Origin of the sequence: Actinacidiphila rubida (assembly GCF_900110255.1) — a bacterium.
In the GTDB taxonomy this organism is placed as follows: Bacteria; Actinomycetota; Actinomycetes; order Streptomycetales; family Streptomycetaceae; genus Actinacidiphila; species Actinacidiphila rubida.
Genome location: NZ_FODD01000057.1, coordinates 1 through 21,466, shown reverse-complemented (window position 1 = coordinate 21,466; position 21,466 = coordinate 1). Strand labels below are relative to the sequence as shown.

Below are 21,466 nucleotides of genomic sequence, written 5' to 3'. Positions count from 1 at the left end.
ATGTGCCTGCGCGCTTGGAATCAGGCGGGGTACTCCGCGGAGGAGTTGCAGGAGCTGGCGCCGTTCGCGCAGGTGGAGCCGCAACCGTCACCGGTGGAGCAGGCGAGCTTGCCGTACGCGTGCGTGGCGACGACGACCCTCACATCGAGCGGCGCGAAGTCCCCATCGACATCCGTCGGCGCAGGCGCCAGGGTGGCAGTGGTCATGATGGTGACCTTCCTTCCATAGGGGTGGTGCGGGAACCCTGGTCCGCCGCCTACCGGCTGGCGGGCCAGGACAGCGAGATCCGGCTGTGGACCCTGTCGATGACCCGGTCACCGTGGACCTGGTCGTCGGGGGTGCTGGCCGGATAGACCCGGATGACCGGGCTGGGGCCGCCGCGGCGCGTGTCGGCCCACTCGCGCAGATGGCCAGCGAGAACTCGCGTGAAGGCAGCGGCGTCGGGACCGAGAGCGTGGACGCCGTACTCGACGTGCCGGCCGTCGTCGGTGCGTCGGGTAGTGAGGTAGGCGAAGGTGTTGCCCGGCTTGTTCACGGCGGCCAGGGAGAAGCCCTTGTTGGCCGGGGCGACGAGCCCGGAGTCCAGGTCGGGGTCAACGGCCATGACACAAAAGCCCGGCACGGTGATGGCCAGGTGCATCTGAAGGGTGTCCAGCAACTCGCTCAGGCCGACCGTCACACCCGTCCACAACTCGACCCGCTCCAAGGTGACCGCGTTGTCCAGCAGACTCGGCTGCGAGGGCAGCCCGTCGTCGAAACGCAGCCCGATCTCCGGGGTGCCGTTGACGAGCAGCAGCTCCTCGTGGTGGGCGGTGGCGCCCTGCATCGGCACGAACCCGCAGATCGCCGCGGACTCGCTCTCCAGATGCTCGCCGACGCGGGTGAAGGCCACCGAGCGGGTCAGGCCCCGCATCCGCAGCGGAACCACCAACCTGCCGCCCGGCTTGAGCTGGCTGATCCAGGCCGGCGGCACGTCCCAGGCACCAGCGGTCACCATCACCACGTCGACCTGGTCAAGGCCGGGGATGGGCTCGGCGGCGTCGGCCGTGACGACGGTGATGTGCCTGTAGCCGTGCTCCTCCAGCAGGCGGCTGGCACGTGCGGTGACCACCGGGTCGATGTCCACCGTGGTCACCACGCCCTGCGGTCCGACGAGTTCGGCGAGGTAGGCGGCGTTCAGACCACCCGATCCGATCTCCAGCACCCGCATCCCGGGCCGGACCTTGGCCTGCTCCAGCATCAGCGCCTGGATCTGCGGCGCGGACACCGAGCTGAGCTGCACCCCGTGCTCGTCGGTCTTGGTGATCACCGCGGCAAAGGGCTCGTACGCCTTCTCCAGGCTCGCCTCCGGGGCGAACTCGTGGCGGGGCACCTTCCGCATCACCGCATCGATCTCCGGCGACATGATCCATCCCGCTTCGCGGAGCGTGTCGATGGTGTTGTTCCTCAGGCGGTCTGCCTCGTCGGGCTTGATGGTTGTGTCGGTCATTGCGGTGGTTCCTTCGCGTCGTTCTTGGGCTCCCCGCGTTCGAGGAGCGCGGATGCAGGGTGAAGAGGGGATGCGGAACGAGCCGCACGGGAGGACCTCGCCCATCAGATCTCAAGGACGACGGGGAGGTGGTCGGCGAGGGCGCGCAACTCGTGCGTGTCGACGGTTCGGTAGTTGGCGGCCTTCGGCCATGGGCCGGCGAGGAGGATGTGGTCCAGGTGCCAGGGGACGCGTTCGTTGGCGTAGTAGTAGCCGACGGTGGCGGCGCGGCGACCGCGGATGTGTGCCTGGGGGTCCTGCCATCCCGCGTTGAGGAGGGCGCGCATCGCGGCGCGGTCGATGCCGGCGAGGCGACCGCTGGGCCGGATCCGGCGGTAGCGGGGCTGGAGGTTGGTGGGGATCTTGGACCAGCGCCAGGGCCGCCGGTCATAGGGGGCGGGGGTGTTGGCGTCCATCATGAGCAGCGCTCTGGCCGGCGTGCCAGGGAAGTCTCCGGCGAAGTCGGTGAGGTAGCCGGTGACTTCCGTGAGCCGGGCGGCGGCGCCGGACCAGGACAGGTGGGTGCCCAGCGCGAGGAAGTCGCCGCTGGTGTCCTCGGCGTCGACCGGTCGCAGGTGGGCCTTGATGAGCGCGTGCGTGTAGATTCCCTGCCCGCGCTGCGCGGCCGGCGCCACCAGTTTGAGGACCGAGGGCCGATGGAACAGCACGGTGGCGTTCAGGCCGCTGCCGGTGCCCGAGGTCGCCGTCAGCGCCACGCTCATCCCCAGGGCGGCAGCGACTTCCTCGGCCAGACGCGGTGGCCAGCCGGTGCACTCCTGCAGGGTCAGCACATCGGGCGCGAGCCCGGCAAGGATGTCAACCTGGCGAAGCAGGCGGGCGTCGTCTCCGTCATCGAGCCCGCCGTTCAGCAGGTTGTACGTCACGGCACGCACGGCACTCCTCTCGGGGGTGGGTCACACAGTGGTGGCGGTGGCGGTGGCGGTGGCGGGGTGGGGCTACGGTGCGTGCCCGGAGACGTGGGCCGGGCAGCCGGTGCGAGCGTTCCGCCGCGCAGCACGCCGGTCCCGACCGGCTGCCTCCAACTCTTCGCCGATGTCCACGACCGTGACGCCGGTGAGGCGGCGAACGAGCTGCGAGGCCAAGACGTACGGCAGCAGGTCACGCCGGGTGTAGGGGATGGGGCAGTCCGATCCGTCCTCATGGAGCAGCGGCGGGAGGGCCTCAATCTGGTTGCCCACGATGCTGTAGACCGTGCCCACCACGCCGTACAGCCGCGGGACTTTGGACCGCAGCAGCACGTAGCCCTCTTCGATCAGGCGGCGGCACTCCTCGATGCCTGCCACGGCGTGCTCCAGGCACACTGGCGGCTGCGCCGTGACGATGCCCTCGACCTCGCGATGCGCGGCCATCTCCAGGAAGAGATATCCACGCTCGGTGCGCGACGGCTGGCCGTGGCAGACCTGGCAGCGCAGCGCGTCCATCGTCGCGCGCTGACGGGCGGGGTGCATCGAGGCGAACTCCGGTTTGCCCACCAGCCGCTTGCTCGTCGCTGTCAGCTGCTGCGAGACGCGCACCCACAGTACGCCCCGGCCATCGCGATCCCGGACAAGCTCGTGGCGATAGCGGATGCCGATCGGACGCCGTCCCCGGTCGTAGTCGATGGCGAGCATCGACTCGGGCACGGCCTCCTCGCCATCGCGCAGCGTGATCCAGGGCACCGCCCGGCTCATGCCGCTCTACCTTCCTTCTGGGATCGCCCCAGCCATTCGTAGGGTTGTGGCACCCAGGGGAGCCGGGTGTGGCTTTCATGCCGCTGCCGTCCGTGGCTTAGGTGGCTTGGCCGCCTGGCTCCCCACGACGACTCGGCCGCCGATTGGGAAGTGCGAGAAAGTCGCTGTGTAGAGCAATGCCGGCGAGGTCGTCCGTGGTGTGAACTGCAGGAGCGAACGACTGGAGCACGATGAGCCGGATATGGGCGGGGATCGACTGCGGCAAGACCCACCACCATTGCGTGGTGGTGGATTCCGAAGGCGACCGACTGCTGTCGCGGCGCGTGGCTAACGACGAGATGGAGCTCCTCCAGCTGCTGGGTGATGTCCTGGCTCTCGCCGATGGAAAGCGGACCACCTGGGCCGTGGACATGACCGGCGGTGAGCCCGGCCTGCTGATCGCGCTGCTGGTCAACCACAGCCAGGAACTTCTCTACATCCCTGGACGCGTCGTCAACAGGGCCACTGACGGCTACCGCGGCGAAGGCAAGACCGACGCCCGTGATGCCCGGGTGATCGCGGACCAGGCACGCATGCGCAGGGACCTGCTGCCTGTCCGTCTCGGCGACGAGGCAGTGATCGAACTGAAGCTGCTGACCAGCTACCGCAGCGACTTGGTCGCCGACCGCACCCGGACGGTCAACCGCCTCCGCTCCACGCTGACCAGCATGTTCCCCGCACTCGAACGCGCCCTGGACGTCACCAACGCCGGGCCGCTCGTGCTCCTGACCGGCTACCAGACCCCGGCCGCTCTCCGGCGCGTCGGCACCAAACGGCTGACCACCTGGCTGAACCACCGCAAAGTCAAGGGCGCCCAGAAGCTGGCCGAGACAGCCGTCGAGGCCGCCGGGCGCCAGCACACCGCCGTCGCCGGCGAGAAGGCGATCGCCAAGATGGTCCACACCCTCGCGAAGGAGGTGATGGTCCTCAACGAGAAGGGCAACGAAACCGACAAGCTCATCGAGGGCCGGTTTCACGAACACGAACTCGCCGAAGTAATCGAGAGCATGCCCGGCATCGGATCCGTGCTCGGCGCCGAACTTCTCGTCGGCATCGGCGGCGATCTCGAAGGATTTCCCACCGCGGACCGACTCGCGGCCTTCGCCGGCCTCGCCCCCGCGCCCCGAGATTCCGGCAAGAGCAGCGGAAATCTCCACCGCCCGCAGCGATACCACCGACGACTTCAACGAGTCTTCTACACGTCCGCGCTCATCAGCATCCAGTTCGACCCGAACTCGCGGCGCTTCTACGACCGGAAGAGAGCCGAAGGGAAGCGGCACACCCAGGCCGTGCTCGCTCTCGCACGTCGACGCGTCAACGTCATATGGGCCCTCATCCGTGACCGACGGTGCTACCAAGTTGAGTCCCCGGTTACCTTCGCGGCTTGACATCAGCATTGGGAAGCCACCGTCTGCACCGCGGCCGCAATCGGCAGTTGGGCTAGTAACCGGACGCGGGGCGAGTGAACGCCGGGGATGGCTCTGCAGCGGAAGGTGTCCTGCACGAAGACGGCGTCGGCGGCATCGGTGGCCATGGGCGAATTCCTCAAGGTCGGCTCAGGGCGGAATGCGAAGGGGGTTGGAAGGCGGCGCGGGCTGCCGCAGCCGCTCCTAGTGCGCTGCTACTCAGGTGGACTGGGCTCGAGATGGGAGGCCAGGGGCCTGCGAAGGCTTGAGCCGGCCTTCGAACAGCAAGCTCGGGCTCTCGGAACATTTGCGGCAGTACGGGGAGTACGCGGCGTCGAAAATCCCACCGGTCATCGCTTTGACGGCCTTGTCGAGCCGATCGGCGAGGTCCTCGCCCGCGGCCTGGCCGTCGGGGTCGATGTCGCCGATGGCGTTCTCCGGCGCCAGGTGCCTGAGCAGGACCACGCCTTCCGGCACGGTGATCTCATTCACGTGCACGGCGCCGCCCCGCGCGATCGCCGAGGCCGTGACGTCGATGGCGCTCAGCGCGCTGTCCAGGGCGCCGGCAGCCTCGACCAGGCTGGTGCAACTGTGCTCGATGAGAGCGGCGAGAGCGGTGACCGTTGCGTGGTCGATCAGGCCCAGTTGCACGCGCCCGGACCCGCCTTGATGGACCTGCGGCTCTCCCACCTGCAGCGCGAGGCCGGCCTGGCTGGCGGCCGACTGGAGCAGCTCGATCGCGTGGAGGATGCCGGCCGTCCGCTCGGCGCCATCCACCGCCGGGCAGATGTGGGCGGCGAGCTCTGCCACCGTCCGCTCATCGGCTGTACCCAGAGGCAGGAGGTCCGCGCGGGGGGTCTCATCGGGATAGCCCAGGTGCAGCTGGATGCCTGCGACTCCCATCAGGGTGTGCAGGCGCTCTCGCGCGGCGTGGAGGCCGTCGGCGTAGGAGTCGGTCAGGAGAGTGTTGCTCAGGAGTGGGTCTGGCGTGGGGCTCATGCTCTCTGTCCTCGGTTGAGCGGGTTGGGCGGTCCGCCGCCTGTCCTGACGGGGGCGCAGGGCGGGCGGCGGACCGGGCTCCCACCGCAGGGGCAGTGGGGGCCGGCTCAGGGGTGGTGGGTGAGTCCTGCTGGCCTCGCTTGACCGGGGCGCGCTGTGCGCCAACGTGCTGCGGTCATGCGGACTGGGGGTTCACTGGTTGGTGATGGCAGACAGGGCGATCACGACGAGGGCCACGACGCACGTCGCCAGGCGGGGGATGCCTTCCGCGGTGATCCGTATGTGTGGCGCGCTGTCTGCCGACCATGGCGGGGCTGTTGGGCTTCATCGGCGGGTCATGACGGGCACGTAGATCACCGCGAGTGCGGCGAGGAACGTCGCTACACGGGCTGTGGTCAGGCGGGACACGTCGATTTTCCTTCCGGTGCTGGGCGCAGGCGTTGTGTTGGAGGTGTGCGGGGGGTGCTCGCCGGGACGGGATGGGGCAGCCCACGGAGTTAGGCATGGGTGAACCCCCGGTTGCGCTCGATGTCGGTGACCTGGCGGGAAGCGTGGTCGCATTCGATCCGGGCGGCGGTGGTGTAGTGCTCGACCTCGGTCGCGCCCAGCAGGAGCGGGGCGAGGCGGCTGTACTCGAAGCGGGCGAGTGCCGTCGGCAGGTCGCGGGGCAGCAATGGTGCGTCGCAGTCGTAGGCGTTGCCTGTGATGGCTGCAGGGGGCAGGAGTTCCTGTTCGATGCCGTGGCGGCAGGCGGCCAGGCAGGCTGCGAGGGCGAGGTAGGGGTTGGCGTCGGCGCCCGGGATGCGTATCTCCAGGTGGACGCCGCGGCCGTGGCCGGTGACGCGGATCGCAGCCGTGCGGTTGTCCCATCCCCAAGAGGCGCGGGTGGGTGCGAAGGAGCTGGTCCGTAGGCGTTTGTAGGAGTTGGGGTTTGGCAGCAGCAGCGGCATGACCTGGGGGAGGACTTCGACCAACCCGGCGACGGCGTGGGCGCCGGTTTGCGACAGGCCGCCGCCTTCGGCCGGGAACGCGGGCTCGTCGCCGCGCCACAGCGACAGGTGGATGTGCAGGCCGCTGCCCACGCCGGTCTCGGGAGCGGCCATGAACGTCGGTGTGGCCTCCAGGGTCTGGCTGATCGTCTTCACCGCCAGCTTGAAGATCGTGTGGTTGTCGGCGGCTTCCATGACCGGCCCGTACCGGAAGGTGATCTCCATCTGGCCGGGGGCTGCTTCGGTCTTGGCCGCTTCCAGTGGCAGGCCGGCGTCGCAGAGCGCGTCCTCGATCTCGGTCAAGTACTGCGACATCTCCAGCGGGGGAGTCAGGGCGTAGTCGAGGTTGTCGGAAGCCAGCGGCACGAGCGGGCGAAGGGCCTGCTTGCCGGTGCCGGTGTAGGCGACGAACTCGGTCTCCAGCCCGCAGCGGGCCGTCAGGCCCAGGGCGGCGAGCTGGCGCATCTGCTCGCGCAGGACCTCGCGGGGGGCCACGCTGATCGCCTGTCCGTCGGGCTGGTGTGCGTCGGCGATCACCAGAGCGCCGCCGTGGTCCCACGGCAGCACACGGAGTGTCGCCAGGTCCGGGCGCAGGCGCAGGTCGCCGTAGCCGGTGCCCCAGGAGGCCAGTTCGTAGCCGGGCAGGGGCCGCATTTCCACGTCGGTCGCCAGCAGATATGCGCACGCCTCCGACCCCTCGGCGAGCAGTTGGTCGGCAAGAGGTGCTTGGTGGCGCTTGCCCATCAGCCGGCCGTGCAGGTCGGGGACTGCCAGGGTGATGGTCCGCACGCGGTCGTCGGTGATCAGCTTGCGCAGCTCGTCGACGCTGACCAGGCCGCCGGGGTGCGCCCAGATCCGGCCGCTCATCACACGACCTCGTCGGCGAAGTCGGGTGTGCGGCCGGTGGCGACCACGGGCGTCTGGAAGGTGCGGCGGGCGAAGGCGAACCAGCACACGGCTGCCAGCGCGAGGGCGGCTGCCAGCGCGACGGGCGCATAGTTGAAGGTCTGCACCGACAGCAGGCCTCCGCTGGCGGGCTTGCTCTGCGGCAGGCAGAACAGCACGGTCACCGCGGCCACCCAGACCACGGCGATCCAGCCGATGGGCGTGCTGAAGCGTCCGAGGTTCCACGGCCCGGGGGTGAATTGCCGGCCCGCGCGCAGCCGCAGGTAGATCGGCACGGCGTATGCGGGCGTGATTCCGATGATGTTGATTGCGGTGACGGCGCCGTAGGCGACGGTGCTCCACAGTGCGGGTAGCGCTAGCAGGCCCCCGACGACCACGGACAGGCACACCGCGTTGGTGGGCGTTCCGGTGCGGGCGCTGACCCGCACCCACAGCCGCGATCCTGGCAGGGCCCCGTTGCGGGAGAACGCGAACACCATCCTGCTGCACGCCGCGACTTCCGCGTTGCCGCAAAAGAGCTGGGCTGCGATGACGATCAGCAGCATGATCTTCGCGCCGGTCACGCCGAGGGCGTCGAGGAAGATCTGTGCGGGCGGCACGCCGGTGGCGGTGGCCAGGGTGCCGGGGTAGTCCTGGATCGCGTAGGTGAGGGCCGCGAGCAGGACGAGGCCGGCCGCCCACGACCAGCCGATGGCGTGCATGATGCCCCGCGGTGCGCTGAGCTGGGCCTGGGTGGTCTCCTCCGAAAGATGGGCGGAGGCGTCGTAGCCGCAGAAGGTGTACTGGGCCAGCAGCAGGCCGATCCCCACGACGTACCAGTGCGATCCCCACCCGGTGTTGTTGACGAAGGCGGTGAACACGAAGTGGGTGGACTGGTGCTCGGAGGGCACGACCGCCAGGGCGAAGGCGATCACCGCGACCCCGATCAGATGCCACCACACCGATATCGAGTTCAAAACGGACACCAGGCGCACGCCGAACAGGTTCAACAGGCCGTGCAGGACCAGGATGCCTGCGAAGATCGTCATGGTTTTTCCGGGGCTGGGAGTGAAGTCCCATTGCAGGCTGGCGAAGGCGCTGGCGAAGCTGGCGGCCCCGTAGTCGATGCCGGCGATCGCTCCGAGCAGGCCCAGGAGGTTCAGCCAGCCGGTGGTGTAGCCCCATCGCGGGCCGCCGAGCCGGTTGGCCATGTCGAACAGGGCCCCGCTGGTGGGGTACGCCGAGGTGACCTCGGCGAGCGCGGCGCCCGCCGCCATCACCATCGCTCCGACGGTGACCCAGCCCCACAGCATCACGCTGGGGCCGCCGGTGTTCATGCCGAACCCGTAGAGCGTCATGCACCCGGACAGGATGGAGATGACGGAAAAGCTGATGGCGAAGTTCCCGAACCGGCTCATTCGCCGGCTCAGCTGGGGCTTGTAGCCGAGCCCTTGAAGGAACGCGTCGTCGTCGAGGTGCGGGGTGTAGTCGGCGTGTGGCATCGGTGTTGGCCTTTGTTGTCGGAGGATTCGGGCAGGGGAGTGGGCTTGCAGGTGTCACGGGTGGCGGGGCGGGTATCGCTGCGGGCCGGCGCGCGGAGTATCTCGGTCGGCCGCGATCCGCAGGCACTGGCTGCGGGCCTTGGCGAACTCCTGGGTGCCGGAGTAGCGATCGCCGGCTGTGTTGGCTACGTGGATCCACGGCGCGGCCGTGGCGTGCGGGCCGATGGTCTGAAAGACCCGTGCAGCCTGCTCAAACTGCCGGTCGGCCCACAGCGCGTGGGCCAGGTGGTTGAGGTCTACCGCGGACAGCTCCACCAGTTCGGAGTACTCGAACCACCAGCGCAGCGCCCGCGACGTGCAGGACCGCACGAAGTCCATGCGCCAGTGCATGTGCCCGACGCCGGCGTCGGCGTGGGCGTTCTGGCGTTTGGCGCGGTAGTGCTCAGCGTGCGCGTGCAGCGGCAGGACCAGGAGAGCTGAGGTGGAACGGGCGGGGATACGGGACCAGGCCCATTGAGAGAAGGACAGGGCTGCCCCCTGGCCTCCGCTTGTAGAGGTCAGCAGGACCTGCATCATGCGGTGGTGGGCTTCACGGTTGAAGGGATCGCGTTCGGCGACAGCGCGCAGCAGCCGCCAGGGACCGGTGGGCAGGAACTCGTTGGCGGGCGGCGGCATGCGGTGCGCTTCGATGCGCTGCTCGGGATCGGCTGACGCCAGGGCCAGAAGACAGATCACCGGTACCGGGTCTTCGGGATAGGCGCGGTGGGCGATCATGGCCGCGGCCCGCGCCTGTGCCGCCAAGTCCTCCAGCGCGCTGCGGCCTTGACGGTGCGCGCGCAGGACAAGTTCGGCACTGACCCGTGCCTGCATCATCTGGGCGTCAGTACTCTCGGGTTCCTCGTCCAGCCAGTGCCGCACCACGTGGCTGCCCGCCGCTGCCGCTGCCAGGACCTGAGAACGCGACGTGCGCAGTGCCCACCGGGAGCCTGTCCCGGCAAGCAGGTCACGCATCGCAACCCAGCGGCCCACCTGGATCGCGTCCACCGCCCATTGCAGGGCGGTGTCCAGTCCGGCCGGATGGTTCGCCGGCACGAACTCCGGGCCCGGATCGGAGACGGGCCTTCGCCGGGTCACCTGATCCTCCCAGCGCCAGCAGCAATCCTGGCCAGGGCAGTGCGCAGTTCCTCCAGGCGCTCAGCCACACGGATGACCGCCTGGCCTGTTGCCTGCCATGCCTGCAGCGCTCCCTCGGGATGTCGCGGCGTCTGCGTCAACAGCGCGAGAAGAGCGATGTCGGCGCACCCCTGGATCTCCGCAGCCGGAAGGTAGGGGTGTCGGGCCCGATACGCGCCGATCACCGCGAAGGCGACGTCGATCCAGTCGTCACGGCTGGCTACCGTCACCGGGTCGAACGCCAGACGTGCCAACTCCAACGCGGGATAGCCGGCCGGCGCCCGGAATCCGGTCAGCCCGGTTATCGCCTCACCGACGAACCACAGACGGCCTTGCCCGAAGTCGCCATGCACGGTGTGAAGCGTCAATTCCGGCACAGCACCGCGCGCCTGAGCCAGATGGTGGTGGATGTCCTCGGCACGCTGTGCGCTCAGCTCCGCCAACTGCATCTGCTCCTCAGCCGCCGACCTGACGCTGGCACGCTGCCGGCCGGTCTCCACGGCCACCAGAACCTCGTCCACCGGCGCCGCGAGAATGACCGACTGATCGTCCTGAGGATGGGGGCTGGGCAGCGGGTAACCGCTGAGGACATGGTGCAGGCGTCCGAGTAACGCCCCGGCTGAACGGGCGCGCCCCACGCTCAAAGTGGTGCTCACCGGCACACCCGGCACGGGCACCACGTAGCCGCCGCCGTCCACGGTCGGGGAGACCAGGCACCCGCGCACATCAGCAATCACCACGGGTGCCGGTAGTTCGTGCGCGCGGCAGTGCTCACTGACATCCGTCGCAGTCTGGGCACGGATAACCTCACGGACGCCGTGGTGGAGGCGTACTTCGAAATCGCGCTCGTCGACGGACCCGACGGCCCAACAGGCGACCTCACCGGGGCGGTCGGCATCGGACGTCAGGCGTTGCGTGGCCTCCACCTCGATGCCGTATGACGTCAGGAGCGCTCTGCACATCAACCCGTCAGCGGCGTCCCCGAGCCAGTTCACCGCGTCCCCCTTGCCTCACTGGGAGTCGAGGGGCACCTGGTGCGCCCCTCGTCTAGGGGGATGAGCTTCGGGTATGCCCGTTGAGAAACCAATTCGCCGGGTAATATCGGCCCATTGAGTTTTGAATAGGCCCGTGACCTGCGCAGACATTGATCAGACATCGCGGAGGGAACCCGTGGACGACCGGTGCCCGGACTGCAGTGCGCACCTGAGCCGCTACAGCGACCAGCCGCGCTGCGCTGCCTGCACGCGAGCGAACCCGCTTCCAGCGGCCCTTTGGACGAACCCAAGGCTTGCCGCGGCCCTCGCCGAATGGGACTTCGGGTCCCTCTTCCGGCATCTGAGGGAAGTCAGCGGCATCAGCCAGGGGGCCCTCGCGGAGCTGACCGGCCTCAGCCAGGGCACGATCAGCCAGCTGGAGAACGGCGCCCGCCGCCTCACCCACATCGACCGCGTCCGCGAGGTCCTTCGCGCCCTCCAGGTCCCCGACCACATCTCGCCGCTGACCCCCACACCGGCACCGGCGCAAGCCGTGTGGGAGTCACCGGCCGATGTGGCGTTACGGCTGACCGACACCCTGGCCACCAACACCGACCCCAGCGCGCTGACGGCGTTCTCCACAGCCGTGCATGACGTCATCGCCCACTACGACACACACGGGCCCGCCGTCCTAGCCCCCGATCTGCTCCGCCTGCGCCGCCAACTCCAGCGCCTACTTGAAGGACGCCAACCACCCGTCCTGCGGACCGGCCTGTTCCGACTCGCCGGCCAGATCGCCGCCCTCTTGTCCTACATGGCCGTCAACGCCGACCGACCACTGCTGTCCGACGCCTACAGCGTCGAAGCAATGGCACTGGCCACCGAGGCCGGAGACCTGGACCTGATCATGTGGATCCACGGCACCCGCTCCCTGCGCCACTACTACGCCGGCAACTACAAGGACTCCCTGCAAGCTGCCACCACCGGACTCGAACTCGACCCCCATAGCCCGCAGGCCATCCGACTCCTGGCCAACGGACAGGGAAGAGCGCTGGCACGCCTCGGCGACCGACACGCAGCCCACCGAGCGCTCGCCCGGGCAGAGACCCTCTCGGACCGGCACGACGTTCCCAACGCGCTGACCCCATGCATCTCCTTAGAGCCGTACGGGCTTACCCGCACCCGCGCCAACGCCGCCACGGTCCATCTCGCCCTCGGCGAGACCCCACGAGTCCTGCTGCTCGCCGCCCAGCTCACCGCCGACCCAGCGGCCCCCGACCCGTGGAGCCGCGCACTCGTAACCCTCGACGCGGCGACCGCACACCTGGACACTCCCGATGTGGAACAGGCCATGGCGCTCGGGGCAGCAGCCATCCAGCAGCCAGCCTCACCGCCGATCCTGTCCGTCGTCACGCGGGCCAAGGAACTGGCCCACCGCGCTCACGCGAACTGGCCGGCCTCTCCCGCGGTCGTGGCCTACGCGGAGACCTTGCGGAGTTGGTCGGCCACCCCGGCCGTCACCAGCCTGGGAGCGCCTGCCACGATGATCGCAACGACGACTACGGGAAAGGCGCCAGCCCGTGCGGATCGACCCAGCAGCCGACCCGACCTCGTTCCCCGTCAATCCACCCCCGAACCCTGACAGCCCCAAGTCAGTAGCCGCCCACGATTGGGCAGCCTTCTGCGCCATCGACTCCATGACCAATCACTGGGACCGCCCCGGGTGGACAGACCAGACCCGCGCCTACTACTGGCTGATCCCGTTCGCCAACCAGCCTCTGCTAGCGGAACAGGCCGAGCAGTGCCAACGCGTCCTGAGCCCAATGGAATTCGACGCTGTCGATACAGCTAGCCTGCACCTCACGCTGGGCCGCATCGGGCTGGCCCACGACGTCTCAGCGAAGCAGCTCGACCGCCTCATTGACCTCGCCGAGAACAACCCGCCGTCCGCCGCGACGGCACACGCCATCCCTATGGCCGGCTCCCGGGGGGCTATCCGCTACAGCCTCGCGCCTTGGACACCCGTCCTACGCGTCCACCACCACCTGCACAGCGCAACAGCCTCCGCAGGGATGACCGGCCTTGGCCGCACCACAAGTCTGCGGCCCCACATCGGCATCGCCTACTGCCCCCGTGAGCAGCCTGCTGGCCCGGTCCAGGCTGCCGTGGCACCTCTGGGAAATCTGCCGGCCGTCCCCCTCCGCATCGACCGCGCCGCCCTCGTACTACAACGACGGGAAACAGGCGCCTACCGGTGGGAGACCGTTCACGAGCTCCCTCTGCCCAACCCCTGAGGCTCCGCAGCCGAAGCGGGTGCAGCGCGGTCACAAGGAGCGGTCGGACGCGACCGGCGTGAACGGCGACGCCCACTCGGGCACGCCCAGGGCGCGGACGACTTCCTGGATCCGGTCGATATGAGTGAGTCGTCGAGTACCGGCCTCAATCTGGCTGCTGGCTCCCTGGCTCAGAGGTGCTGCCGGGGCGGTTCGGGTCAAGGGTTCACTGGCTGCTGTGGCCGAAGTGCTGGCGGGCCGGACCCGCGCCGCCGCGCTGCGGGTGGCTGCGCTGCACCGTGAGGCCGGCCGCCGCGCCGCCGGCTGCCGGCGCTCCCGGCGCCCCCGCTCCCGTCCGCCCGGAGTCAGGGCCGCCGGCCGCGCGCCGCGGCCGTCCGTGCCGTGACGATCGGCTCGCCGCGGTCCCGCTCGGCTGGCCCGCCTGCTGCCGGCAGGTCGGCCCGCCGCGGCCCCGTGACCCGGCCGCCGGTACGCAGCACCCAACTGTCCGCTGGCCGAGGTCTGTTGCCGTCCGTGCCGCTGTCAGCCTCTGTGCGCGCCGGCCGGGCCGGGCCGTCCGTCCGCCGGTTGCCTGCCAACGCGGGCGCGGACATCATGCCCCACCGCATCGCTGGTGGGGGACACGGTCTGGCGCTCGCGTTGTCACCCAACGGACAATTCTCGCAACGTTCCGTTACGCGAGGGGGTCGGGGTGGGCGTTCTGTGGAAGCTGGAGCCGGCGACGGGAGCGAAACACCGCCTGTACAAGCGGTACTTCGACGCGTGGTGGCCGATCATGCTCCAGCCGGGCGGCTGGCCGAAGGTCACCTTTCTGGACGCATTCGCCGGCCCGGGCTGTTACGAAGGCGGCGAGGAAGGATCACCAGTTTTCACCCTCGATCGACTGCTGAACCACACCGCCGTCGGGCGCATGGGCCTGTCCAAGCAGCGAGTGCATCTGGTCTTCATCGAAAAGGACCGCGCCCGCTACGAGCACCTGCAAGGCAAGCTGCACGAGCGATTCGGCCCCCTAGACCAACTGCCGGTCCGGGTGGAGGTCCGCCAGGGTGAGGCGGGCCGGGACAGCGAGCGGATCCTGACCGAGCTGAACGCGTGGGGCCAGCCTATCCTCGGAGTCTTCGACAGCTGGGGCAGCGTCAACACGCCCCTGACGTTGATGAACCGTCTGGCCCACAACAAGGCCAGCGAGGTGATCACCACCTTTGGGCCGAACTGGTTCAGCCGCCGGGAGGACCTTAACCACAGCATCCTCGACAGCGTCTTCGGCGGCCGCCAGTTCTGGGCGCACGCCGCTGACATCCAGGAGAGCGACGAGAAGTGGCGGACCTGGCTGGAGATCTACCGGCAAGCGCTGCACCGCGCCGGCTTCGAGTACCGGCTGCAGTTCCAGGTCGTTCCCCGCACCGGGCAGCCGCTGTACCTGGTCTTCGGCACCGGCCACCAGAAGGGCGTGGAGGTGATGAAGGAGGCCATGTGGACTGTCGACAAGAGCGACGGGATGAGCTTCAAAGATCCACGTGTCCGCAACGCGGTGCCGATCGGACAGACATCGCTCTTTGACGACGGAGATTTGCCCGACCCGGAACTGCTGGCTTTGGTCGAGCAGAGGCTCCGCCAAGGTGGTGCAAGCATGGAACAGCTCGGGCAATGGCTGCTGCTGGAGACCTCACAGTGGCGTGCGCGGGACGCCAGGAAGGCCGTGGTCGCCCTGGACGGCGACGGCCTGCTGGTCATGCCCGCCGGCCGTCTGTCCAAGGCCAGCATGGTCAGTTTGCGATGACCGCTTCCCGGGCCGGCATCTGATCCCAAGTGCGGCCTTCCAGTTCCCGCCCCAGGGCCTTGGGCGTGCGGCCGCCCCACTGCTTGAAGAAGAACGCCACACCGGCGTCCGCGCAGACGTCGCGGATGCCGGTGACCCAATCCGGCTGCACCGCTCGAAACCGCGGCCCGGACTCCCCGCCCGCAATCACCCAGTCGATGTTCGTCACGTCCAAGCTGTCCAGCGGCCCCAGGAGCGGCTCGCACGACAAGAAGCGCACGGCGGCCGGCACCTGGCGCAGGTCATCGACCCGGGCGAGTTCCTTGTCGTTCTCCACCGACACGCCCATCCACACGTTGGCAGGCCAATCCAGCCGGTGGGCGACCTGCCGCAGGCGCCGCGCGCGCTTGGTAAGGACCTGGTAGGTGTGCTGCGGGGTGTCGGCCATAACCTGGAAGACCTGTCGGACGAAGTCCAGCGGGACCCGGGCGTGGAACAGATCGGACATGGAGTTCACGAACACCGTGCGGGGACTGCGCCACCCGTACGGGATACTCAACGCGTCTGGATGAACCGTCAGACCGAAACCGGGCCCGGAGGTTCGAGGATCACCGTCGTTCTGGTATTTCGCCTGCCCCATCGCCTTCAGCCGCTTCGCCAACGTCATCGCGTAGCAGTTGTCGCAGCCGTCCGAGACCCGATCGCAGCCCGTGGTGGGATTCCAGGTGGCCTCGGTCCATTCGATCGCGCTGCGGTCACTCACCGGCTCCACCCCTCCGTGTCCCGTGGCCCCCACCAAGGCAGCAACGGTCTGACGCCTGTCCAACGAGCTGACGCAGGCCCGGACACCGACCATCCAACCACCGGTCATCCGAAGCCGCCGACGAACCCCCTGAATAGAACATGCGTACCCCTCGGTCTTACTCGACACCGGACAATCCAAGACCGAACAGGCCTCCCACCCCGGAAACCGCCCGGTCCTTTCCTGACCGGCCGCAGGGCGGGGGTGTGTCAATTTAGCGGCTGATCTTGGTTGTTGAGTGGTCAGTTGTTGCTCGGGGTCAGGCGGCCCTCGAAGGCGATCTGGAACGCGTTCAGGGGTGCCTTCCAGCGCATGGTCCACCGCTTGCGGCCCTTCCCGGTCGGGTCCAGGCTCATCAGCGCCATGTAGATGCACTTGAGGGCGGCGGCCTCGTTGGGGAAGTGCCCGCGGGCGCGGACGGACCCGCGGATGCGTGCGTTGACGCTCTCTATCGCGTTCGTGCTGCAGATGACCTTGCGGATCTCGACGTCGAAGGAGAGAAAGGGCACGAACTCGGCCCAGGCGTCCGACCACAGCTTCACGATCGCCGGATACTTGGCCCCCCAGGACTCCTGAAACTCCAGGAACCGCTCCGTCGCCGCGTCCTCGCTGGGCGCGGTGTAGACGGGCTTGAGGGCCCCTGCGACCTTGTCCCAGTCCTGACGGGCGGCGTAACGGAACGAGTTCCGCAGCAGGTGAACCACGCACGTCTGCACGATTGTGCGAGGCCAGACGGTCTCCACGGCCTCGGGAAGGCCCTTGAGCCCGTCGCAGACCAGCATGAGCACGTCGTCCAGGCCGCGATTCTTCAGTTCGGTGAACACGTGCAGCCAGTACTTAGCGCCCTCGCCGCCGTCGCCGGCCCAGATCCCGAGGATGTCGCGGGTGCCGTCCACGGTCACCGCCATCACCACGTAGATGGGACGGTTCGCGACCTTCCCGTCCCTGATCTTGACGTTGATGGCGTCCACGAACAGGACCGGATAGACGCGGTCGAGCGGCCGGTTCTGCCACTCGGCCATGCCGTCCATCACCTTGTCGGTGATGGTGGAGACGGTCTGCTTGGACACCTCGGCGCCGTAGACCTCGGCGAGATGAGCCGATATCTCCCCGTGGGTAAGGCCCTTCGCGGACAACGACAGCACCATCTCATCCACGCCGGTGAGGCGCCGCTGTCGCTTCTTGACGATCTGCGGCTCGAAGCTGCCGGCGGTGTCGCGAGGCACCTTCACTTCCACCGGCCCGACGTCGGTCAGCACGGTCTTGGCGCGGGTGCCGTTGCGGCTGTTGCCGTTGTTCTTCCCTGCCGGATCATGCTTCTCATAACCGAGGTGATCGGTGATCTCGCCTTCCAGGGCAGATTCCAGGACCCGCTTGGTCAGCTGCTGCAGCAGTCCACCCTGTCCGGTCAGCTGCAGCCCCTCCGACCGGGCCCGCTCCACCAGCATCGCAACCAGTTGCTCGTCGGACACGGGCGCAGGCTGCCCAGACTGGGCACTCTCGACAGGCTCCACGGTCTCCAACTCCACGGCGGTGTCAGTCACTTGACGTCTCTCTCATGATCGTCGGATCCGCCGTTAGATTTACACTCCCGACATACGCGACTGGATCGCCGTCTGGAACACCGACCCCAAACCCTATGTCTGGACCAGGACCGCGGACGAGATCCTCGAACGCCTCGCCGGTTATCTGAACAGAATTCCTGACTCAGAAGACTAAGAGGTGTCCCGTAATTACCGGCCACGGTGAGATGATCTTGATGTGGCTGGTGTGATCACGGCGTCGGAGCCGTCTTGGATACGTCCGTTCACCGGGCTGAGCCCGCGCTCCTTCGGCAGGTTGGTGACCGCGGTGCAGCGCGAGAGCGCAGCCGAACCACGGACGGGTCGTCCGTGGGGCCTGTCGCTTGAGGACCGTATTCTCCTGGTCGTCGCCTACTGGCGCACCAACTTGACGATGCGCCAACTGGCCCTGCTGTTCGGCACATCGAAGTCGGCGGCCGACCGGATCATCGACCACATCGGCCCCATGCTGGCCTTGCCGCCCCGACGCCGGTTCGCGAGGGGAACTGTTCTGATCGTGGACGGGACGTTAGTGCCCACTCGCGATCACGCGGTGGCCGAGCAGTCGAAGAACTATCGGTACTCCACCAACCACCAGGTCGTCATCGACGCCGACACTCGTCTGGTCGTCGTGGTCGGACGGCCGCTGCCGGGCAACCGGAACGACTGCAAGGCGTGGGAGGAATCGGGAGCCAAGTCAGCGGTCGGCCGGACGAATGTGATAGCTGACGGCGGCTACCCAGGGACCGGATTGATCATGCCGCACCGCCGCATCAAAGGCGAGGACATGCCCGGCTGGAAGCGGGAGCACAACCGCTCACACAAGCAGGTCCGTGCACGAGTGGAGCACGTCTTCGCCCGAATGAAGACGTGGAAGATCCTCCGCGACTGCCGGCTCAAAGGCGACGGCGTCCACCACGCCATGCGCGGCATTGCCCGCCTGCACAATCTCAACCTTGCGGGATAGGGCCTCGGACGAAATCCTGCAGGTTTCTCACCCGCGTCCGCCAGCGGAACGCGGCGTGTGCCGCGGCCACTGCGCGCCCACCTGTTCCACCACAGCGGCCCGGAACGCTTCCAAAAGGACGCCTCCGGGATACGCTCCAAATGCTCCGTACTTCCATCTGTAGTAGCACGACCAGTAGCTCACCACGCGCCGCTCCGTGCGCGCGAAGAAGGCCTGATTCCGAGCGATGAACTCCCCGTAGACACGGCGCTGGTCCGAGCCCGGGACCGCGAGTCCGGGAAGGCCTCGGCCGATCGCCTCGATGATCTCCAGCACGTATTCGCTGGCCAACTGCACCACGAACGGGACTACCCACGGCTCGCCCGACGCCACGATCTGCTCAAGGTGCCGCTGGCGGACCCGGCCATCACTGTGCCGGGAGTACAGGCAGTGCAAAATCACCTGCTGGGTTGCGGTCAGGGGCCGCTGCAAGTCGGCGCCCGGCTCCTCGTTGTAGATGCGAGACGGGATGGCGACGGTCTCGCCCTGCACCCTGACCTCGAAGGGCATCATCGGCACGAGCCTGACCTCCGGCATGACCGCCAGGACGCTGCGCACGTCGCTGGCAAGTCGGGTCGGAAACGCTGCGGTCAGCGCATGCGCGACGTTCGACGGATCCCGAGGCAGCTGCACCACAGGAGGATAAATGGCGAACCTCTCGGCCACTCAACCGCCCGCCTCAACGTTGCGGGACAGCCCTTAGCAACTGTGTGTCGCGAACGAAGCGATGTAGTCCAGCACCCCGTTCATGGCGTCGCCCAGCGGTGTGGTGTCGTCGGCAGCCTGCTCCAGCAGCATCCCTTCCTGGAAGGCAGCTGCCAGCAGGTGGGTGGGCGCCACTGGATCCGCGTCGGGACGCAGGTCACCGCGTTCGCGCATCGTGCCCCGCCTGTGGCGGAAGAGCTCCTCCAAGTGCTCGAAGCCCTCGGCCAGCGGAGGGCGACGGGCCGGCTCGCCTTGATGGTCTCGGCGGCGACGGACCCGAACGCGCAGCCGCCCCGCAGGCCTCGGTGGACTCGATGGAGGCGTCGGCCCACCGGTGCAGGGCAGCCGAACTGTCCAGCTCGTCCAGTTCGGGAACCTGGTGCCGGGTAACGATCGTGGTAACCCCATCCACCTCGAGGGAACAAGTCGTGGCCAGTGATGGTTTAAAAAGATAGAGTAGATGCTCAAGGTTTTAGAATGAGACGAGAGGAGAAGGCAGTGAGTGGCGACAGTAAGTGGATGGTCGGATTCCGTAGCCATGAGGTCGGGCGCGTGGTCCAGCGTTTCTACCTCGTAGACGGCTCGGTCGACATCGCCGCGGCCCACCGCAGTGCCTCCCGGATGGCCGAACTCGAACTGGGGCGACACGGCCGTCCGACTGCTCCCGACGTCACCAGGGGAGTGGTGCAGCGGGTGGGGCCCGACGTCCTTGGCAATATCTGCCTGTCGGCGGCTGAGCCGCACGTAACCACCGGCCGCGAGCCGGAGCCTTCGGCCGAAAGGGAGGCGCGCTGATGCGCTCCTACGAGCAGACCTGTCTCGTCGCCCGGTCACTGGACATCGTGGGCGAAAGGTGGACGCTGCTTATCGTGCGCGAGCTCGCCCTGGGCCCCCGCCGCTACAGCGACCTCCTCGGGGTGCTGTCGGGCATGGGCACCAGCCTTCTGGCCTCGCGTCTGAAGCACCTTGAGGAACGCAACGTGGTGCGACGAACCACACTGCCCGGCCCGGGGCAGGCCGCCGCATATGAGCTGACCGAACGCGGCGAGGGCCTGTTCCCCGTCATCGCGGGCCTGGCCGAGTGGGGCGCCGGTCTCGGCGAACCGTCGGCCGACCACACCGACCGTGTGGAGTGGTCGGTAGTGGCGATGCGCCTGACCTCCTCAAAGGAGGCCGCCAGGTTCACCACGCTCACGGAACTGGCCATCGAGGACGAGACTCTGTGGCTGCAGGGCGACGGTGAGCGTGTCCGGGTCGGCGTCGGCTCGGCACCGCTTCCGCCCGGACTGCGGCTGACCAGCGGCAAAAAGACGTTCTACGCCCTGGCGCAAGGACGACTCACCGTCGATGACGCGGTGGCCGATGAGCGTCTGGACGTCCACGGCGAACTCGATGAGGCACGGCTGTTCTTTCAGCTCTTCAGCCTCCCGGGTGGCCAGCCGTCACCAGCCTGACCCCGCTTGAACGTCAACGACGCGCAGCCCGCCGCCGCGGCCCCCAAGCGGCCGCTGAGCTGTCCGGCCGATCATATGACTGGCTCGTCCGTCGGTCGTTGGTCCGGGCATGGGGCGGGATTTGCGTGGTGATCCGTCGGATGGCGAGTGGGAACGGATGTGGCCGTTCCTGTCGGTGAGCAACGGTCGTTGCGGGCGGTGGCGGGACCATCGGCAGGTGATCGACGGGATTCTGCATCGGGTACGGACCGGGGTGCAGTGGCGTGACCTGCCGGAGCGGTTCGGACCGTGGAAGACGGTGTACGAGCGACATCGGTTGTGGTCGGCGGACGGCACCTGGGAGAACGTGCTGCAGCGGGTCCAGGCCGCAGCAGACGCGGCGGGTGACGTCGACTGGGACGTCTCGGTCGACTCGACCAGTGTGCGCGCTCACCATCACGCGGCCGGCGCCCGTAAGGAGCGGCCATCCGCACTGTCCGCCCCAAGGGGGGACGAAGCAACGGAACACCAGGCCGAGCCTCCGTGGCAGAACCTCGTCGACCGGCTGGTGGAGGTGGTGCAGGAGGCGAGGGACTGGGCCGCTCGCGGGGTGGCTTCACCAGCAAGGTCCACCTGAGCGCCGACGGCCGTTGCCGCCCTCTGTCCCTTCTCGTCACTGCAGGCCAGCGCGGCGACAGCCCCCAGCTGGAGTCGGTTCT

General features: G+C 68.3%; 21 protein-coding genes and 3 pseudogenes. 10 read left to right on the top strand and 14 right to left on the bottom strand.

Annotation, left to right across the window (positions count from 1 at the left end; genetic code table 11):
- Positions 1–20: 20 nt before the first annotated feature.
- The 4 genes from BMW99_RS35270 to BMW99_RS35255 form a co-directional block, all read right to left on the bottom strand.
- Complete coding sequence (locus BMW99_RS35270) at positions 21–206, bottom strand: FxLD family lanthipeptide (RefSeq protein ID WP_069463286.1); 186 nt, start codon at positions 204–206, stop codon at positions 21–23.
- A gap of 50 nt (positions 207–256) precedes the next feature.
- On the bottom strand, positions 257–1,489 hold the full coding sequence (gene fxlM / locus BMW99_RS35265) for a methyltransferase, FxLD system (protein WP_069463285.1): 1,233 nt from the start codon (positions 1,487–1,489) through the stop codon (positions 257–259).
- Between the two features lie 104 nt (positions 1,490–1,593).
- Entirely contained in the window at positions 1,594–2,421 is an 828-nt protein-coding gene (locus BMW99_RS35260; protein WP_075018218.1) for an endonuclease/exonuclease/phosphatase family protein, read from the bottom strand.
- A 63-nt stretch (positions 2,422–2,484) separates the two neighbouring features.
- Positions 2,485–3,219, bottom strand: a complete 735-nt coding sequence (locus tag BMW99_RS35255; protein WP_069467514.1) for a hypothetical protein — start codon at positions 3,217–3,219, stop codon at positions 2,485–2,487.
- A gap of 230 nt (positions 3,220–3,449) precedes the next feature.
- On the opposite strand from BMW99_RS35255, the gene BMW99_RS35250 reads away from it, so the two are divergent.
- Positions 3,450–4,646, top strand: a complete 1,197-nt coding sequence (locus BMW99_RS35250; RefSeq protein ID WP_069467515.1) for an IS110 family RNA-guided transposase — start codon at positions 3,450–3,452, stop codon at positions 4,644–4,646.
- Between the two features lie 2 nt (positions 4,647–4,648).
- Here the strand turns inward: BMW99_RS35250 and BMW99_RS41630 are convergent, their stop codons facing one another.
- From BMW99_RS41630 to BMW99_RS35225, 6 genes are all read right to left on the bottom strand, one after another.
- A complete protein-coding gene (locus tag BMW99_RS41630; protein WP_177226139.1) occupies positions 4,649–4,792 on the bottom strand; it encodes a hypothetical protein in 144 nt (47 codons plus the stop codon).
- 91 nt (positions 4,793–4,883) lie between these two features.
- Positions 4,884–5,663 (bottom strand): hypothetical protein, encoded by a 780-nt coding sequence (locus BMW99_RS35245; protein WP_069467164.1) that lies wholly within the window; start codon positions 5,661–5,663, stop codon positions 4,884–4,886.
- A 497-nt stretch (positions 5,664–6,160) separates the two neighbouring features.
- Entirely contained in the window at positions 6,161–7,519 is a 1,359-nt protein-coding gene (locus tag BMW99_RS35240) for a glutamine synthetase family protein (protein ID WP_069464472.1), read from the bottom strand.
- On the bottom strand, positions 7,519–9,039 hold the full coding sequence (locus BMW99_RS35235) for an amino acid permease (RefSeq protein ID WP_069464471.1): 1,521 nt from the start codon (positions 9,037–9,039) through the stop codon (positions 7,519–7,521). The genes BMW99_RS35240 and BMW99_RS35235 overlap by 1 nt, the downstream gene beginning before the upstream one ends.
- A 54-nt stretch (positions 9,040–9,093) precedes the next feature.
- Positions 9,094–10,173 (bottom strand): hypothetical protein, encoded by a 1,080-nt coding sequence (locus tag BMW99_RS35230; RefSeq protein WP_069464470.1) that lies wholly within the window; start codon positions 10,171–10,173, stop codon positions 9,094–9,096.
- A complete protein-coding gene (locus BMW99_RS35225) occupies positions 10,170–11,207 on the bottom strand; it encodes an aminoglycoside phosphotransferase/kinase family protein (protein ID WP_069464469.1) in 1,038 nt (345 codons plus the stop codon). The genes BMW99_RS35230 and BMW99_RS35225 overlap by 4 nt, the downstream gene beginning before the upstream one ends.
- Positions 11,208–11,382: 175 nt before the next feature.
- Here BMW99_RS35225 and BMW99_RS39615 point away from each other — a divergent pair, with 175 nt between their 5' ends.
- The 3 genes from BMW99_RS39615 (at position 11,383) to BMW99_RS35205 (ending at position 15,260) form a co-directional block, all read left to right on the top strand.
- A complete protein-coding gene (locus BMW99_RS39615) occupies positions 11,383–12,828 on the top strand; it encodes a helix-turn-helix domain-containing protein (RefSeq protein ID WP_069464468.1) in 1,446 nt (481 codons plus the stop codon).
- Positions 12,829–12,883: 55 nt separating this feature from the next.
- Positions 12,884–13,480, top strand: a complete 597-nt coding sequence (locus BMW99_RS35210) for a 2'-5' RNA ligase family protein (protein ID WP_079138564.1) — start codon at positions 12,884–12,886, stop codon at positions 13,478–13,480.
- 691 nt (positions 13,481–14,171) lie between these two features.
- Positions 14,172–15,260 carry a three-Cys-motif partner protein TcmP gene (locus tag BMW99_RS35205; RefSeq protein WP_069464467.1) on the top strand — a complete coding sequence of 363 codons (1,089 nt, stop codon included), beginning with the start codon at positions 14,172–14,174 and terminating at the stop codon, positions 15,258–15,260.
- Here BMW99_RS35205 and BMW99_RS35200 read toward each other — a convergent pair.
- A complete protein-coding gene (locus tag BMW99_RS35200) occupies positions 15,247–16,002 on the bottom strand; it encodes a DUF5131 family protein (RefSeq protein WP_069464476.1) in 756 nt (251 codons plus the stop codon). The two genes, BMW99_RS35205 and BMW99_RS35200, sit on opposite strands and share 14 nt — an antisense overlap.
- 281 nt (positions 16,003–16,283) lie before the next feature.
- Entirely contained in the window at positions 16,284–17,489 is a 1,206-nt protein-coding gene (locus BMW99_RS35195; RefSeq protein WP_245791766.1) for an IS256 family transposase, read from the bottom strand.
- Between the two features lie 145 nt (positions 17,490–17,634).
- Between BMW99_RS35195 and BMW99_RS42445 the strand changes: the two are divergent.
- Positions 17,635–17,760, top strand: a pseudogene (locus BMW99_RS42445) (IS630 family transposase); the annotation flags it as partial.
- A 42-nt stretch (positions 17,761–17,802) separates the two neighbouring features.
- Positions 17,803–18,570: a transposase gene (locus BMW99_RS35190; RefSeq protein ID WP_079138563.1), complete on the top strand. Its 768-nt coding sequence runs from the start codon at positions 17,803–17,805 to the stop codon at positions 18,568–18,570.
- Between the two features lie 27 nt (positions 18,571–18,597).
- Here BMW99_RS35190 and BMW99_RS35185 read toward each other — a convergent pair whose 3' ends face one another.
- Positions 18,598–19,242, bottom strand: coding sequence for a hypothetical protein (locus BMW99_RS35185; RefSeq protein WP_069464473.1), 645 nt, complete (start codon positions 19,240–19,242; stop codon positions 18,598–18,600).
- A gap of 66 nt (positions 19,243–19,308) precedes the next feature.
- Positions 19,309–19,521, bottom strand: a complete 213-nt coding sequence (locus BMW99_RS35180; protein WP_069464466.1) for a hypothetical protein — start codon at positions 19,519–19,521, stop codon at positions 19,309–19,311.
- Positions 19,522–19,812: 291 nt separating this feature from the next.
- Between BMW99_RS35180 and BMW99_RS35175 the strand changes: the two genes are divergently transcribed.
- The 4 genes and pseudogenes from BMW99_RS35175 to BMW99_RS43250 form a co-directional block, all read left to right on the top strand.
- Entirely contained in the window at positions 19,813–20,109 is a 297-nt protein-coding gene (locus BMW99_RS35175) for a nucleotide exchange factor GrpE (RefSeq protein WP_069464465.1), read from the top strand.
- Entirely contained in the window at positions 20,109–20,768 is a 660-nt protein-coding gene (locus BMW99_RS35170) for a winged helix-turn-helix transcriptional regulator (RefSeq protein ID WP_069464464.1), read from the top strand. Before BMW99_RS35175 ends, BMW99_RS35170 begins: the two co-directional genes overlap by 1 nt.
- Before the next feature lie 184 nt (positions 20,769–20,952).
- A pseudogene (locus BMW99_RS43255) lies at positions 20,953–21,239 on the top strand (transposase); the annotation flags it as partial.
- A gap of 91 nt (positions 21,240–21,330) precedes the next feature.
- Positions 21,331–21,466 (top strand): annotated as a pseudogene (locus BMW99_RS43250) (IS5 family transposase); the annotation flags it as partial.

What these genes read in the sequence shown, in the direction of transcription:
- BMW99_RS35270 (WP_069463286.1), bottom strand. Translation starts at nt 206, where the DNA reads ATGACCACTGCCACCCTGGCGCCTGCGCCGACGGATGTCGATGGGGAC.
- fxlM (WP_069463285.1), bottom strand. Translation starts at nt 1,489, where the DNA reads ATGACCGACACAACCATCAAGCCCGACGAGGCAGACCGCCTGAGGAAC.
- BMW99_RS35255 (WP_069467514.1), bottom strand. Translation starts at nt 3,219, where the DNA reads ATGAGCCGGGCGGTGCCCTGGATCACGCTGCGCGATGGCGAGGAGGCC.
- BMW99_RS35250 (WP_069467515.1), top strand. Translation starts at nt 3,450, where the DNA reads ATGAGCCGGATATGGGCGGGGATCGACTGCGGCAAGACCCACCACCAT.
- BMW99_RS41630 (WP_177226139.1), bottom strand. Translation starts at nt 4,792, where the DNA reads ATGGCCACCGATGCCGCCGACGCCGTCTTCGTGCAGGACACCTTCCGC.
- BMW99_RS35245 (WP_069467164.1), bottom strand. Translation starts at nt 5,663, where the DNA reads ATGAGCCCCACGCCAGACCCACTCCTGAGCAACACTCTCCTGACCGAC.
- BMW99_RS35240 (WP_069464472.1), bottom strand. Translation starts at nt 7,519, where the DNA reads ATGAGCGGCCGGATCTGGGCGCACCCCGGCGGCCTGGTCAGCGTCGAC.
- BMW99_RS35235 (WP_069464471.1), bottom strand. Translation starts at nt 9,039, where the DNA reads ATGCCACACGCCGACTACACCCCGCACCTCGACGACGACGCGTTCCTT.
- BMW99_RS35210 (WP_079138564.1), top strand. Translation starts at nt 12,884, where the DNA reads ATGACCAATCACTGGGACCGCCCCGGGTGGACAGACCAGACCCGCGCC.
- BMW99_RS35195 (WP_245791766.1), bottom strand. Translation starts at nt 17,489, where the DNA reads ATGCTGGTGGAGCGGGCCCGGTCGGAGGGGCTGCAGCTGACCGGACAG.
- BMW99_RS35170 (WP_069464464.1), top strand. Translation starts at nt 20,109, where the DNA reads ATGCGCTCCTACGAGCAGACCTGTCTCGTCGCCCGGTCACTGGACATC.